We start from the raw sequence: 15,171 nt of genomic DNA, 5'->3' as shown, positions 1-15,171 counted from the left end.
GACTTTTTGGCTCAAGAGAGCGTGGACGTCGAGGTTTGTTTTGCGAGTGTGCGGTGGCGCACGGGTCATGGTGCCTTCCACCAGAGAGGGAAGGTGATGTCGCCGTCCCAGCTGCGATGAATGACGATGGAGCCGGGTGAGCGGAACCCTCGTGCGAGAAGTACACGTTTCGCGGGATCCCACTCGATGGAGAGGCTGTTCATGGCATCCACCGGCACGGCGGGTAAAAACTCCGGCACCAGATCCTGCAGCGTCTTCGGCAGGGTATTGTGGGACAACTCATAGCGGCGGATGGCAAGGGACGTGATGAGCATCCGATGTTTGTTGACCTCCGTCGCAGTATCCAGCACCAGATCTTTGTTGAGCCATTCGTACCATTGGCCTCTTCCGAAGGCATTGGGATTCGTCATCCAGTGCCAGAACTTTCTGTGTCTCGCGAACACCGCGTCGAGGAAGGCTTCGGATTGCGTGTGTGCCTTGCGCCAGTCACCGCTTTCCAGGGATGCAATGAGATCTCGCCGGTACTGCAAGTCCAACCACAGGGTGCGATTGGGGCGCAGCCATATTTTGAAATAAGATGGATGCCTTTGGGTGAGATCGGCAAAGGCCGCCTCATCATGGGCCATCGTGTGGAAGACGGACGTCATGAGAAGGTGACCTCTCTTGATCACCGGAATCAGATCTGAGGTTTGCTGTTCTATGCCGGTCAGCTCTTCTTGAACCTGCTCCAGAATTTCTGGCGAGGTTTCACTCTCCAAGGCGAGCACCAGCTCGTCTCTTGCAACTTCCTGAATCTTCAGCACCTGCGAGTAATACAAGCTGCCGCCTTCCGCCTGGTTCAGGCCATGTCCGAAGCGATGCATGGCCACGGCCAGCATGGCAGCCTCCCGGCGCTGTCCGTGGTGAACCAGAAACTCCACCTTGGTCGCGAGGGCGATTTCCGCGACTTCCTGGCAGATGTAGCAATCGTCACGAAGGGGAAAGGATGTCCCCCGGTCGTCTGGCCATCGCCACAGGGAACTGTCTGTGGCCATCAGTTTTTCAAAGGCAGGAAAGACAAACGCATTCTTTGCCACGAGTACCTCGAGCCGCTGAGCCTCCTCCGGAGTGCCCGGCTGGTAGTGGCCGTAATATTCCCTTCTGTATAGCGGACTGGTCTCTTCCATGAAAATGACCAGCGGATTCCGCGGGCCACCGCCTGCGGTCCATGCAGGTTTGAAGTCCGCATCCTCCGGCGGCACCTCATCCCTGAGGAAAAAATAAACCAGTGCGCCGAGCAGCATGATGACGATGACGCCGGCGATGAGCCAGGGGCGGCGACGGAGGCTGCGCTCCTTCTGTGGAGTAGCCGGAGTCTCACTCATGGTCATGGGGCGGCAGGTTGACTGTTGCTCGCTGGATTCCACAGATACTTCACTCCCCAGTCCAGTCCGCGTTCGATGCGTTCCTCATCGATTCTGCCTCCATCGTCCTTGCCATTCTTCCCCACGGTGTAGAGCGCTTGCAGCTTCGCATTCCAGAGGAAGGGTGTTCCGGTGATGACATCCACGGGCACCGCTGGAAGATACGTGGGTACAAGAGCATCGAGTGTGGCTGGAAGGTGGCCGCGCTCCAGTTCATGCAGCCGGAGGGCGAGTTGCAGCGTGAGTGCATCCCGCCGGCTCCAGAGTTGACGAGTCTTTGGCAGGCCCATCTCATAGAACAAAGAGGATTTGCCGATGAAGTTTGGATCCATGAGACACGCCAAGGTCTTTGGGGCATACATAGCTGCGACTTTCGCCTCCCGAGCATCCAGGGCGGAGCAGGCGGACGTCCAACCCTGGTCGAGTGCGCTGATCAGCGGAGCGTCCAGTTGCACGCGCGTGGTAAGGGTCTGGTTTCGCTTGAAGTATCGCGGAGCCAGGAACCGGAGAGCCCTCGGCAGATTTCCGATATACTGGAGGTCCTTGCTGGAAAGTTTCCCTGTGAAGTCTTTCATCCGGGCGTAGTTAACTTTCAGAGCTCTTTTGTATTGTTCCGTTTCGGGTCCCTTCAGCGTGCGCAGTTGCAGCGAAGCGTCCCGCAGCATCGCCGGGGTAGGCCCTCCAGCTTGCAACACTTTCCCGAAGGTGTGCAGGGCGCCATAGTGAATACTTCCCGAATCCAAAAGGTGCAGGGTATTGCCCTCCGCTCCATAAACACCATCTCCCCAGCGAGCCATTTTTAAACAAAGGGCGATTGCTTCTTCCGCCTTTCCATCTTCAGACAACTGGAGGGCTTTGGAGCGTAGCACAACGGACAGCGTTCGGCATTCGGAGGCGCCCCCGTCTGAGTAGGGCGTCTTGTATATGGCCATGTCCGCAGCATCCGGCCACTGCCACGTACCAGGATCTGTGAGCATCAGCGACTCAAAGGCTTCAATCTCCGAGGAGTGCGCAGCGACGAACTTCCGCGCCTCTGGAGTGGACTTTTCATCGAGGTCTCTCAACTCGTAGGGCAGCTTCTCCCAGTGCTTGATGGAACTGGCCTGCAGTGTCCTGCAGAAGACCGCCAGCGGATTGGCATTGCCACCGCGCTCGGACCACGTGGGCATGAGATGCGCATCATCTGGCGGCGGGCCGTCATGGAAGAGGAGCATATACGCCAGCACGCCAAGCATCAGCAGCACCAGACCACCCAGGATGAGCAGGGGGCGGCGGTGCTTTTTCGTGGCGTCTTCAGCGTTCATGGGTGGCTCATCGCGGCGATGGTGTATCTGCACTCCCGGATTTTTCGCCGGGGGCTTCCGGACCCAGCAGGAAGCGAATCCTGGCATCATCTTTGCCGAAGGTTACCTTCCCTCCGAGGAGTGGGGGGAGCTCACCCGGAAGTACATGGAGTTTCAGGTTCCACGGGGAATCGAGCGGCCAGGGGGATGCTGCTTGGAGGGTGTGGTTGGTGGCATCCCATTCCAGCGGGGTGTGGTTCATCGCATCCACCGGCACGGCAGACAGAAACGCTGGCACCAGTTCTTCCAAGGTACGCGGAGACGTGTGGTGCGCGAGCTCATAGCGCCGGATGGCCAGCGACGTCATCAACATGCGCTGAACCGTGATGTGGATTGCCGTATCACACGCAATCCTTCTGGGAGCCACGTGCAGCAAAATCCCGTCTCCTGCGAAATTGGGATTGGCATAACGCGCCCATTTTCCGCCGGTTCTCTTCTCGATGGTCCCTGCCCACGCATCTGCTTTCGCTTGGGCGCCTGCCCAGCCCTGGTCGAGGCCAGCGACCATCTGCCGGCAAAATTCCAGGTGCTGATTGATGGTGCGTTGGGGGCGGTACCATCGCTTGATGAATGAAGGGTCTTCATCACGGAATACCACCTCGAAGCTCCCGGTATCATTTACGGCGTCCAGCAAGTACGCCTTCTCGGCGGCATATTGATCCTTCAGGGCGAGGATGAGATCCTGAGGTGTGGGATCCCGACCTGAAAGTTGCTCTTGAGCCTGCTTCAGCAAGTCGGGCGAGGTCGTGCCTTCGAGAGCCTTCAACAGAAGCTCGCTGGCGTTTTCCTGAAGATCCAGGGTCTCTTTGTAGACATGAAGGCCAGCCTCTGCCTTGAGGAGCCGGTGTGCGAACTGGTGCATCTCAAGTGCCAGTGTCACGGCCTCCTGACGCTCACCCCGGCGCACATGGTCTTCAATTATTTCGGGCAGCACCCTCGACCCAAAACAAAACAGAGATGGGAAACTCCACACGTGGAAGGCCGAAGCGTTGATGTCTATCAGACTCCATGACGAGGCATCTGTAGCCATCAGCTTGTGAAAGGCGGGGAGGAGAGAGGTGTTCCTGGCAAGAAGCTCTTCGGAAATGGTGTGCTCCATCATCCACATCTCAGACGGCAACTGCTCCGGATGCGCCGGTCCGAGTTCCTTCATGAACTCCACCAGTGGATTGGTGAGAGCTTTGTCGCCCCACACGATAAGAAAATCCGAATCGTCCGCGGGAGCATCATCCCTCAGGTAGAGGAACGCCATCACCCCCAGCAGTAGCAGCACGAGCCCACCCAGGATGAGCAGGGGGCGGCGGTGCGGCTTCTTATCCCCTTCAACGAGCCCAGCAGGGGAGAGATTCTCACTCATGCGGAGGCGAGGTTGGGGGCGTAGTTTTCCAGGGGTATGCCATGCCAAAATCGAGCCCTTTGCGAGGTTGTTCTTTGTCGATTTTTCCTCCATCGTCGATGCCATTTCCTCCGGTGGAATAGACCACCTTGTCCCTGGCATTCCAGAGCATGGGCTTGCCGGTATAGATGTCCTCAGGCACAGCGGGCAGGTATGCCGGCACGAGTGCTTCCAGGGATGGGGGAAGGTGGCCATGGTCCAACTCGTGGAGGCGGAGGGCAAGGAGCACCTTGCGCTGTTCCCGGCTGACGACGTTATTCATCATGCCCTGGGTGAGTGTCACCGGCGTCGATGCGGTCAAGATGTAGATGGTTTTGCCCACGAAATTGGAATCCAGAAAGAAGCTGATCGAGCCTTTGTTCGCCGTGATTTCGTCATAGGCTTCCTCGGCACGGACGGCTGCGGCAAATCCCTCCCGCCATCCCTGGTCGAGTCCCTCGATGATCGGGAGGTCCTGCTTCAAGCGCATGTTCATGGTACGATGGCGCTTGAGGAGAAACTTGGGCGCTCGTGGTGGAATTCCCGTGGTGCCGGTGGAGCCTTTCCCCTGGTGAACGAGTTCGAGACAATGCAGGAAGAACTGGTAGTCTGTCTGCAGGGAGAATTTCAGATCCTCACGACGCGGACCTTCCATGGCGGAGAGCTCTTGCAGCGCGTGCAGGAGTTGCGCACGTGTCACCCCGTCAGAGGTGGCAAGGGCGAGATACTGATTTTCCCCCAGCGTTTGAAAGCTAATACCCACCAGCAGAGGTATGGGGGCACTCTCCGCGTGTTGCATGCCTAGTCCCACCCTGGCGATGTCCAGGCTGAGCCGCATCGCTTCATCCCATTTTCCCTCCCGAGCCAGTACCTTCGCTTTCAGCAGTACTACTTGCATGGCGCCCTGGCAGTCTCCCAGATAGCCCACGGAATAGTTGGGGTCGACGATGGCCTTTCCATCCGGCCAGAGCCATGTGGTGGAGTCGGTCTGCCGGAGCTGGTCAAAGGCAGCGAGGGTGGCGGATTGCTCTGCGAGAAACTCCTTCGCGCGTGCCATCGTTACGGCCTCCAGGTTCTTCACCTCCTTTGGCAGGAGGGACTGCTTCCTGGCTGGCGTTTGGGGGATTGCATGGCAGAAGAGAATCAAGGGGTTGGTCGCGGGATCCCTTTCCGACCATTGGGGAGTCATGCGTGAGTCATCGGGCCGCGGATCGTCACGGAAGGCCATCTGCCGGAACACCACTACGGGCAGCACCACCAGCATCAGCAGCACGACGACTGCGACGACGATGCAACCGGATACGATGAGCCACGGGCGGCGGCGTGGCTTTGGAAGGTTGTCAGGGGTCGTGGAGGTTTCGTGCATTGGGGGGAGGCCGATTTTTTGCTGAAGCGACCTGCGGCGTCGAGATTTCTTTCGTCATCGTTCGTAGCAAGGAGGTTAGGCGTCCCGCCTGACGGAGGTGGTTGGGCCTCTGGCCTGACCAAATCACATTGAAATACAGAATGACGGTCAGGCCGGAGGCCTAACGCCCGCTGTCAGGCGGGACGCCTAACCTCCCTAATGACGAATTGCTTTCCCATTCCGGGATTCGTGCTAGACTCCGCCCCCCATGATCAAAGTCGGACTCGTCTCCCTTGGCTGTGCCAAGAACCTCATTGATTCGGAAATCATGATTGGCCACCTCCAGCAGGCGGGCATGGCCATGACTCCGGAGCCCGATCTTGCCGATGTGCTCATCATCAATACCTGCTCCTTCATCGACATGGCGAAGAAGGAGAGCATCGCCAGCGTGCACGAGGCCGTGGATGGCCGTGCGGACGGGGGCAAGAAGCGCGCGAAGCAGAAGATCATCGTGGCCGGTTGCATGGCCCAGCGCTTCTCCCAAGAGCTGCCGAACCTCATGCCTGAGGTGGATGCCTTCATCGGCCTGGACCAGCTCACGAAGGTGGCCCCGGTCATCGAGGGTCTCATGGGCAAGAAGCGCACGGAGGACGAGGCGCCTGAGAACCATGTGACGGAAAAGCCGCAGTGGATTCCGGATTACGACACGCCCCGCTTCCGCCTCACGCCGAAGCACTCCGCGTATGTGAAGATTGCCGAGGGCTGCAATCACCCGTGCAGCTTCTGCATCATCCCGAAAATCCGTGGCCGCCACCGCAGCCGCACGCAGGAGAGCGTGGTGAAGGAAGTGCAGGCCCTGGTGAAAAGCGGGGTGAAGGAAATCAACCTCATCTCCCAGGACACGACCTACTTCGGCATGGACAAGTGGGAGGGCCAGCGCCCAAACCCCCGCAGCGGCGTGGACAGCACCCGTGGCGAGAGCCTTGCCACACTCATCCGTGAGCTGAACACCATCGAAGGTGACTTCTGGATTCGCCTGCTCTACACGCACCCCGCGCACTGGAGTGATGAACTCATCAAGGCCGTGGCCGAAAGCCCGAAGGTGGCACGTTACATCGACATCCCGCTGCAGCACATCAGCGACAACATGCTGACGCTCATGAAGCGCGAGACGGATGGAAACTACATCCGTGACCTCGTGAAGCGCATGCGTGCGGGCATTCCCGGACTGGCGATTCGCACCACCTTCATCGTCGGTTTCCCCGGCGAGACGGAGGCGGATTTCGAAGAGCTCGTCCAGTTCATCGACGAATCCAAGTTCGAGCGCGCCGGCGTCTTCAATTACTCCAAGGAGGAAGGCACCCGTGCCTACAAGATGGAAGGGCACATCCACCACAGCACGCGTCAGCGTCGCTGGAATGAAGCGATGCGCGCCCTGCAGCATCGTGCGGAAGAGTTCAACGCCAGCATGGTGGGCAAGACCGTCCGCGTGCTCGTGGAGAAGCCCGGCGAGGGCCGCACTTACATGGATGCTCCGGATATTGACGGCACCGTGTTCGTGGATGCGGACCTGCCTGTGGGCGAGTTCGCGGATGTCACCATTCAGGACTGGCGTGGATACGACCTGGTGGCGAAGCGGTAGGGCGACGGATCCTTTTTACCTACAACTCAGAGATTACCACGTGATCGTTGAGTGAAAGCAGACGCCGGATGAGCGAGCCCAACAGGGCGTCGCTCTCTGGGGACGCGACGTGCTGGCACAGGTAGAGGTGATCCACTTCCTCTTTTATAGAGATGAGAGGCTGTTCACGGGCCGGGCCCCAATGGCAGAATCCGTCCTCCTCGAAGAGGAAATCGGGCCGTTTTCTGAGGACATCCCGCCACCCTGTGCGAGCCGCATCATACGTCTCGATTTTGTATTCCAGTCCCATTCGCTAAATTTGCAGGTGCGCAGCGGTTTGCCAGAGGCAATGCGGAATTTGGCAATGTGGTGGCTGGAGCGGAAGGCTTCTCCCGCATCTGCGAGTTCACCTGCAATGACGGCACTAGGCTAGTGCCGCTCCTTGAACTGTCGTGCCGCGACATGCTCGGCTGCGAACATGCAGCAAGGCAGGCGTTACCTTGCTATGAAACGTGAAGTGCCCCTGTTCAAGGAGCGGGACTTGCCAAGTCCCGGCGGTTGGCAAATGGGGAGCGGAGCCTCTTCCTTTGAAGCTTCCTACTTCTTCTCCTCAATACCCGGCGTCACCTGGCCATCCTTGAGCTTGCCTTTCAGGCGGGTCCAGAAGTCGCTGGTCTTGTCCGCGCTGCTACCCGGAGCGGGTGCAGGTGCGGGGGTGCCACCTGGAGTCGGCGTGCCTGTGCCACTGGGTGCCGGTGCGGACGAGGGCGGGGTGGTGGGAGTCGTGACCGTCGGCCTCGCCGTTCCACCCACGACCGGGATGCGCAGGCCGCGCCCGGTGCGAATGACGCCGCTGGAGTCCGGCAGGGAGGCCCGTGCGGAGGGAGACTTGTGCGTGTAGGTGGAGGGGGAGGTGGCGCGGGACACCAACTCCTGGGCATCGCTCAGCTCGCCACCATAGGGCGCGAAGGTGTCGATGGGGACATCATACTTCCGCAGGTCCACCGCGAGGCGGCGATGCGCATTGATGAAGGCGGTGGGGCTGTGGTAGTTCGAGTAGTCGCGGGCGAACCGGCTGCGGTTCATGCCGATGGCGAGATTCTTCCGCACCTCGAGGTGCAAATGGACAGGGTACATCCCGTTGTTCCCGCCCATGAGGCCCACGAGCGTTCCGCGCTCCACCACCTGACCCACCTTCAGATTCCGCTGCTGGAGGTGGCCGTAGAGGGAGTCCACCATCTCAATCTTCCCGGTGATCTCACGGTAGGCATGCCGGATGATCACCACATTTCCCCAGCCGACGCGCACGTCCTCCGAGAGGACCACGACGCCGCGGCCGATGCAGTAGATGGGGTCGCCCAGATCGCTGTCGCCGCCGCCGCTGCCATTCCAGTCCTCACCGAGGTGGCCATTGGGCCAGAAGCCGCGAGCCTTGTAGTAGCCGTCGCCCTCGGGCTTGCCCACAGGAAAGTCGAAGCCGTCCGCGAGCTGGCAGCGGATGGTGTTGAAGGCCAATCCCGTACTCGTGGTGCTCCACCACAGGCAAGCCACCAGCGCTACCTGGAGGTACAGGGCGAGGCGGGGAAGGGCAGGGGAGGGTCTGGAAAAGCGACGGGGCATTCGGCGTGCGACAGCGGGAGGTGAGGCCGCGTTGAAACAACATGGCCGCCATCCCGCGGACCGCTACCCTAGACAGAGCTTTAGGAAATGCCACGGCAAGTTTCTCAAAATGCGCGCCATGAAATCCCCGGATAGGAGTTGCGTGCCCCCGGACCGCCGCCAAGGTGCGCGCGCCAAGCTCGAACCCCCACCCCCACTTCTGCATGCCTGACTGGCTCACTGCCATCCTGCTGGGCCTCATCGAGGGCCTCACCGAGTTCATCCCCGTCTCCTCCACGGGCCACCTCCTCATCGCTGAGAAGTGGCTGGGCCACCGTCCGGACTGGTTCACCGTCTTCATCCAGGTGGGGGCGGCGCTGGCGCTGCTGCCCATCTTCTGGAACAAGCTCATGGGCCTGCTCATCGGCTGGCAGAAGCCGGAGTCCCGCGACTATCTGCTGAAGCTCATGCTCGCCTTCTTCATCACGGGTGTGGGCGGGGTGATTCTGGACAAGCTGAACTTCGAGCTGCCGGATACCGTGGGCCCGGTCGCTTGGGCCACGCTGATTGGCGCCTTTGTCATCTGGGGGATTGAGTTCTGGAGGAAGTCGCCCCAGGGCAATCCCTCCGTCACCTGGACCATCGCCATCGTGTGTGGTCTGGCCCAACTCCTCGCCGCTGTCTTCCCAGGCACCTCACGTTCCGGGGCCACCATCATGGCGGCACTGGCGCTCGGCCTGGCCCGGCCTGCCGCGGCGGAGTTCTCCTTCATCCTGGGCATGATCACCCTGACTGCGGCCGGGGGGTACAAGCTCCTCGATGCCTGGAAGGATGGCGAGCTCCACGGCGCGGGTGCGCTGGACCTCACCCTGGGCTTTGTGGCGGCGGCCGTCTCCGCCTTCATCGTGGTGAAGTGGCTTCTGCGGTTCGTGCAGAATCACAACTTCAACGGTTTCGCCATTTACCGTTTCATCCTTGGCGTGGTGCTGCTCGTTTGGTTTAACAACTGATCGACATCCCGCGACTGCGTTGTTGGCACACAGCGCAGGTCCGCCGTAGATTTTTACGCATGACGTTCCCGAATTTCCACTCCAGCACCCGGCTGGCCCGCTCACGCTCAGAGCGCGTCCTGCCCACGCTCGCTGGTGCGGATGCGGACCACGTCTGTGATGTTGTAGATGAAGATCTTGCCGTCCCCCACCTTGCCCGTCCGGGCGGCATCGGAAATGACCTTCACCACGGTCGCCACCTGGTCGTCACTGGCCAGAATCTCAATCTTCGTCTTCGGCACAAAGTCCACCGTGTATTCGCTGCCACGGTAGATCTCCGTGTGCCCGCGCTGCCTGCCGAAGCCCTTCACTTCCGTCACCGTCATGCCCTGAAGACCAGCTTCGCGCAGCGCCTCCTGAACTTCCTCAAACTTGTGCGGCTTGATGATGGCTTCGATCTTCTTCATGGCTGTGGCTGTGACTGTGTATCAATTCCGTTTCACTGCTTAAAGCGGCTGCGGCCTCCAGTGGCAAGATAAAAGAATCCTTGATCCCGCGGGCAGCTTTATTTCGTGCCCGCCGACCGCATGCATAAGCGCTACCGTAAATTTGTTCTCGCGATGTACCGGAAATTCCGGCATCCGCGCGTGCTCAAGCAGAATCGCTTCCGCCGCTGGTTCGCGCGGCACTTTCTGGACAAGACGGTGTGGAAGCCCACGCGGCACACCTTCGCCGGCGGCATTGCCGTGGGGGCCTTTGCCATGATGCTGGTGCTGCCTGGGCAGATGGGCATCGCCTTCGCCCTCGCCGCCCTCCTGCGGGTGAATATCCCCATCGCCATGCTGGTCACCTGGGTGACGAACCCAGTGACCATGCCGCCCGTCGCCTGGTGGGAGATTGAGTTTGGGAACTGGTTCATCACCACGCTCCATCTGGGGAATCCACCGCCGCTCGACTGGCATGACCTGAAGGAGATGCTGCGGCGAATCACGAGCGACTACACCCGCTACCGGGAAATCCTGGCGCATTTCAAGCCGTGGATAGCCTCCCTCTATGCGGGCGGCGTGTTGCTGGGGCTCCTTATCGCGCCCGTGGGTTATGCGTTGTCCTATATGTTATGGGACGTGATGCTCATGCTCACCCACCGCCGTGTGAAGCCCGACCCGCCGCCGCCTGGGGTGGAGTGAGGGGGCATGTGAGAGGCGTGACGATGGGGGCTTTTACGCCGTAGGCGTTGCACATTGTCCAGCCCAAGGTCAGCTTGCGAAGCAAGCGCCACCTTGGGTAGACGTCAGAAACCCATCGAACGCCGAAGGTGTTCCACAAGCAGCCAGCAAAGGCCGGGAGAACAGGGCGTACCGTTTGACCGTCTTTGTGGAACACCTTCGGCGTTCATGCATCATCGTGTCATCCCAGGGTGGCGCCCGCTTCGCGGGCTGACCCTGGGCTATGCATGTGCAACGCCTTCGGCGTAGGAATGACCAAGAATCGTGGCCGTATGCGATGCCATCTTATGGTTAAGCAACGACACGAAGCGCATCCTCGTCGCGAAACAATAAGCATCCCGCTGCCCCGGACTCACTCACCCGCCGCCGCCGGTTTCACTTCTGATGCCGCCGCAGTCGCAGTCGCCCCTACCTTCCCTCCCAGGATGGAGAGTTGTCTGAAGGTGTACTCGCCTCGTGCATTCCCCAACCGGATGATGAGCGGCCCCTTGATGTCTCCATACGGGAGGAACATGGCCACTTCGTTGTTGCCCGGGAGCAGCGGAACCTCACCAAGCGAGAGCCCGGAAAAATCTCGAAGCTGGAAGACGCACGCATCGGGGCTCTTCACGATGCACTGGAACGCTTTCAGGCCCTTGCGTAGCGGGGGCAGTCGATCCAGGCGGATTTCAGGTGTGCCGCCCTGGTGATTCACGGCGAAGCCTGATTTATAGGGCTCCAGCGTGGCGTGTCCCGCCGCCACTCGCAGGTTTTCCAGCTTCTTTTTCGTCAGCGTATAGATATCTTCCTGCAGGAACTGCGGGACAAGAGTGCCCTCTTCATATCCTGGTCCCGAGCCTCCCAACACCTGGAGGTTTCTCTCCACCAGCTCCCAGACCACCACGGTCGGCTTGAGCTCTTGCACGCCATGCATGAGTTGCTCTTCGGAAGGACACAGCCAGACGTAGTCGGCGTGCTCGAAGTAACGGGACATCAAGTCGACGAGGGCCGCGCCGAAGGAGTCACGAAACATCAGGAGGCGACCTTTGCCGGTGTCGCTGTGTGTCGTGATGCGAAACTTTGAGTACTCCGCCATCTCCGGATACACGGAGCGCAGCCTGGCGGAATTCTCTTCCCTCTGGAAGTCATTCCCTGGCTGCGGCTTCGGGGAGGGGAGCAGCTCCATATCGCCTGGGGTCAGGCTCAAGTCGTAGCGCAAGACCGTAGGAACCCAGTCGAAATCTTTGGCCGAGACTGGCGGCCATGGATGGGGCACGGGCACACCCAGTTCATGCAGTCTCTGGAAGATGCTCTGTGTGCCAATCGCGCCGCCGAAGCAGTTCCAGTGGGTGTCGTGTTTCAGGAAGAGCTGGCCCTCCTGCCTCCGGGAGCGAAGAGGTTCTCGCAAATCCAGAATGCTGGCCCTGCAGTGGTTTTCCTCAAGGAATGCCAGCAACTCATTGAGCCGCTCCTTGCGTGTTCCGCGCACACCTGAAATCGGGAGGTACTCCGTGTAGATGGAGGACTTGTCCGGGGCAAGGACGATGAGAAAGGGAATGCCTTGTTCCTTGAGGCGGTCGTGGAGCTTATTGAGATACGCCAGGCAGCGTACCTTTTCCAGAGTGGAGAGCCGGTGGCGACCGGTGACATCGTGCCACTCCTCCGGCCGGCGGAGGAAGTGCCAGCCGTCTTTCCCGATGGCCACCATGGGCGAGGGCGAGATGCCGAGACTCGCCTTCAGCGCATGATGCTGATCCAGGAGTTGCTCGCGGAAGGTGAAGTGATCATTGGCAAACGCCTCCACCAGGGGTGGATACTGCTTCCACTCTGCAAACGTTTTTGGAACTGCTGGCAGCGTGGTGGCATTGCGATTCTCAAGTTTCGCAATCTCGTTGTCGTTATCCGATTTCCGCCACAGGGTGCCGACGAGCGGAAGCGCGATGACTCCACAGAAGAGGACATTGAGAACCCACGAGGCCCAGGTGGGTTTCTCCGCGGCGTTGTTGGTGCCGGTGCTGGAGGATGTCATCTCGCTCGCAGACATCTTCAGAAGCGGAAATAGATAAAGGGGTTATAGCTGGTCGCCGCGAGATGCGTGACAGACAGCAGGAAGAGCGCGGCGAGTCCGGCCAGCTCGCCACTCTGGAAGGCAAACTGCGAAAGGGGCGAGCCGGAGAGGGACTGGCGTTGTTGTATCCAGCGCTGTAGAAGCGCGACGGGCGATATCGCCACCAGCACACCTGCGGCCAGCGAGATGAGGTGCTGCGGTGTCATGAAGAGGATGAGGTCCACCGGCGGATGCTCCACAGGACCGAGCCCGCACATCGCCTTCATATGTGCCACGGCCTGCGTCACGCTCTGGCAGCGGAAGAGCACCCAGCCGAGGGACACGGCAAGGAGCAGATACACGTGCTGCAGCGGACGCCACAGACGGGGGAGGAGATTCTCCATGCCCAGACGTTCGCAGAGCAGTAGCACCCCGTGCCACAGCCCCCACAGGACAAAGGTCCAGTTTGCCCCGTGCCACAGGCCGCACAGGAGGAAGACACTCACCAGCGCGAAGAGCTCGCGCACGGGACCATGGCGGCTGCCTCCCAGCGGGATGTACACATAGTCGCGGAACCACGAGGAAAGGGAGATGTGCCACCGCCGCCAGAAGTCACGCATGGAGCGCGCATGGTAGGGCTGGTTGAAGTTCTCCATGAAATGGAAGCCAAACATGCGGCCGAGTCCGATGGCCATGTCTGAGTACGCGGAGAAGTCGCAGTAGATCTGGAGCCCGTATCCAATCACCGCCATCCATGCCACACCGACAGAGATGTCATGTGAGGGCAGCGCGAACTGCTCATCCACGAAGACCGCGATGGGATTTGCCACCAGCACCTTCTTCGCCAGACCAATGATGAAGCGTCGCACACCGGACGCGAACACACCCGCCGCATGACTGCGCGAACTGAGCTCACGCGCGAGGTCTGCATATCGCACGATGGGGCCTGCCAGCAGGTGCGGAAACAGGCACGCATAGAGCGCGTAGTCCACGAACCGCCGCTGCACCTGCGTGGTGCCGCGATAGACATCCACCACATACGAGATGGCCTGGAACGTGAAGAAGGAAATGCCCAGCGGCAGATGCGTGGGCGGCACCGTGAAGGTCTTCCACTCCGCGGCCATGGCGAGTTCATTCCAGTTGGAGATGACGAACGCCACATATTTGTATCCCGCCAGCAGCGCGAGATTCAGCACCACCGCGATGCCAAGCACCCACTTGCGACGCGAGGTGTTGTCCTTGTTGTTGTCGCCGGTAGAGGTGGGTGAGACGAAGAACGCCGCAATGTAGTTCACCACTACCGAAAGCGGCAGCACCCAGAAGCTGGATGGCTCGCCCCAGGTATAGAACACGAGGCTCGCCACGAGCAGCAGCGCATTCTTCAACTTCCCCGGCGTCAGGAAGTACAGCCCGAGCAGCACGGGCAGGAAGTAGAAGAGAAACGTGACTGAAGAAAACAGCATGCGCAGGCGGCCACCACGGGACGACTGGGCTTATAGCGAGAGGAGGGGAGGGTGCTATGGGTTTCTCGTGTGGGGTGGAGTTCTGAGGCGAAGCCTCCCCGGACTGCGTGCAGCCCTGCTGCCGCTTTCCTAAAGTGCAGCCTGCTGCACGCCGCACCGCGACGAAGTCGCCAAGTTTCTCTGGACGCATGACACTACGAGTGAGTATTACCATCGCCACAGCAGGCTGTGGACTCTAGAAAGCGGCAGCAGGGCTGCACGCAGTCCAGGGCCTTCGGCACAAATGTCCTTCAATCGCTTCGGCGACCTAACAACGAGCGGCGACTTTAGTCACCGTTTGCCACCTGTTTCAAACTTGTGGTCTCCGTAGTTTTGAAACAGGGTGAAGCGTTTGCGGTTAGCAGAAAAAAGACCACGATCATGAAGCGCATCAAGGCCGTGGGGGTGTCCGCTGTCCTCGAAAGCACGGTGGTCTTCAAAATCTGGGTGATGAATAAGGCGACGAGGTCCGGGCGCTGGCCCGTTATTGGTCACATCCCGCTAAGTGATGAACTTCTCAAACCTGTCGCGTTCGCAAAACAGGATGTCATCTCCAAGGCCTTTTGTATCCACGTCGGTGGAAAGGAGGTCCCTGCGAGCATCGAGGAATGCAGAAATCTGGAGTGTGCCGCTGTTTGGAGCGCCGAACATGTGGAAGACCGCTTGCAGGACCACTTTGAGGGACAGCCCAATAAAAGGGTCGAGTCTATGAGAATTGGATGAGGACGAAATCGCGAGACGC

The 15,171-nt window shown here is 60.0% G+C and carries 12 protein-coding genes; 4 read left to right on the top strand and 8 right to left on the bottom strand.

Annotated elements, in window-relative coordinates:
- Nucleotides 1–65: 65 nt before the first annotated feature.
- The 4 genes from G5S37_RS23090 to G5S37_RS23075 are packed head-to-tail and all read right to left on the bottom strand — an operon-like array spanning nt 66 to nt 5,487.
- On the bottom strand, nt 66–1,364 hold the full coding sequence (locus tag G5S37_RS23090; protein WP_165207085.1) for a hypothetical protein: 1,299 nt from the start codon (nt 1,362–1,364) through the stop codon (nt 66–68).
- A 2-nt stretch (nt 1,365–1,366) separates the two neighbouring features.
- Nucleotides 1,367–2,707, bottom strand: a complete 1,341-nt coding sequence (locus tag G5S37_RS23085) for a hypothetical protein (RefSeq protein WP_165207083.1) — start codon at nt 2,705–2,707, stop codon at nt 1,367–1,369.
- A 7-nt stretch (nt 2,708–2,714) separates the two neighbouring features.
- A complete protein-coding gene (locus G5S37_RS23080; protein WP_165207081.1) occupies nt 2,715–4,103 on the bottom strand; it encodes a hypothetical protein in 1,389 nt (462 codons plus the stop codon).
- The gene (locus G5S37_RS23075; RefSeq protein ID WP_165207079.1) at nt 4,096–5,487 is read right to left on the bottom strand and encodes a hypothetical protein; all 1,392 of its coding nucleotides are present in this window, start codon (nt 5,485–5,487) and stop codon (nt 4,096–4,098) included. Before G5S37_RS23075 ends, G5S37_RS23080 begins: the two co-directional genes overlap by 8 nt.
- 247 nt (nt 5,488–5,734) lie before the next feature.
- Here G5S37_RS23075 and rimO point away from each other — a divergent pair, with 247 nt between their 5' ends.
- Entirely contained in the window at nt 5,735–7,108 is a 1,374-nt protein-coding gene (gene rimO, locus G5S37_RS23070) for a 30S ribosomal protein S12 methylthiotransferase RimO (RefSeq protein ID WP_165207077.1), read from the top strand.
- A gap of 576 nt (nt 7,109–7,684) precedes the next feature.
- Here rimO and G5S37_RS23065 read toward each other — a convergent pair.
- Nucleotides 7,685–8,707 carry a M23 family metallopeptidase gene (locus G5S37_RS23065; RefSeq protein WP_165207075.1) on the bottom strand — a complete coding sequence of 341 codons (1,023 nt, stop codon included), beginning with the start codon at nt 8,705–8,707 and terminating at the stop codon, nt 7,685–7,687.
- A 203-nt stretch (nt 8,708–8,910) separates the two neighbouring features.
- Here G5S37_RS23065 and G5S37_RS23060 point away from each other — a divergent pair, with 203 nt between their 5' ends.
- The gene (locus G5S37_RS23060; RefSeq protein WP_165207073.1) at nt 8,911–9,696 is read left to right on the top strand and encodes an undecaprenyl-diphosphate phosphatase; all 786 of its coding nucleotides are present in this window, start codon (nt 8,911–8,913) and stop codon (nt 9,694–9,696) included.
- 107 nt (nt 9,697–9,803) lie between these two features.
- On the opposite strand, the gene G5S37_RS23055 is transcribed toward G5S37_RS23060, so the two are convergent.
- Nucleotides 9,804–10,142 (bottom strand): P-II family nitrogen regulator, encoded by a 339-nt coding sequence (locus G5S37_RS23055; protein WP_165207071.1) that lies wholly within the window; start codon nt 10,140–10,142, stop codon nt 9,804–9,806.
- Nucleotides 10,143–10,262: 120 nt separating this feature from the next.
- On the opposite strand from G5S37_RS23055, the gene G5S37_RS23050 reads away from it, so the two are divergent.
- Entirely contained in the window at nt 10,263–10,862 is a 600-nt protein-coding gene (locus G5S37_RS23050) for a DUF2062 domain-containing protein (RefSeq protein WP_165207069.1), read from the top strand.
- 391 nt (nt 10,863–11,253) lie between these two features.
- Here G5S37_RS23050 and G5S37_RS23045 read toward each other — a convergent pair whose 3' ends face one another.
- Complete coding sequence (locus tag G5S37_RS23045) at nt 11,254–12,909, bottom strand: hypothetical protein (protein WP_165207067.1); 1,656 nt, start codon at nt 12,907–12,909, stop codon at nt 11,254–11,256.
- 17 nt (nt 12,910–12,926) lie between these two features.
- Nucleotides 12,927–14,390, bottom strand: coding sequence for an MBOAT family O-acyltransferase (locus G5S37_RS23040; protein WP_165207065.1), 1,464 nt, complete (start codon nt 14,388–14,390; stop codon nt 12,927–12,929).
- Nucleotides 14,391–14,810: 420 nt separating this feature from the next.
- Between G5S37_RS23040 and G5S37_RS23035 the strand changes: the two genes are divergently transcribed.
- Nucleotides 14,811–15,152: an Imm26 family immunity protein gene (locus G5S37_RS23035; protein WP_165207063.1), complete on the top strand. Its 342-nt coding sequence runs from the start codon at nt 14,811–14,813 to the stop codon at nt 15,150–15,152.
- Nucleotides 15,153–15,171: the final 19 nt, after the last annotated feature.

The organism is Roseimicrobium sp. ORNL1, assembly GCF_011044495.1.
Classification (GTDB): Bacteria; Verrucomicrobiota; Verrucomicrobiia; order Verrucomicrobiales; family Verrucomicrobiaceae; genus Roseimicrobium.
Note: the sequence above shows the minus strand (reverse complement) of the source record. Positions and strands in the feature narration are given on the sequence as shown.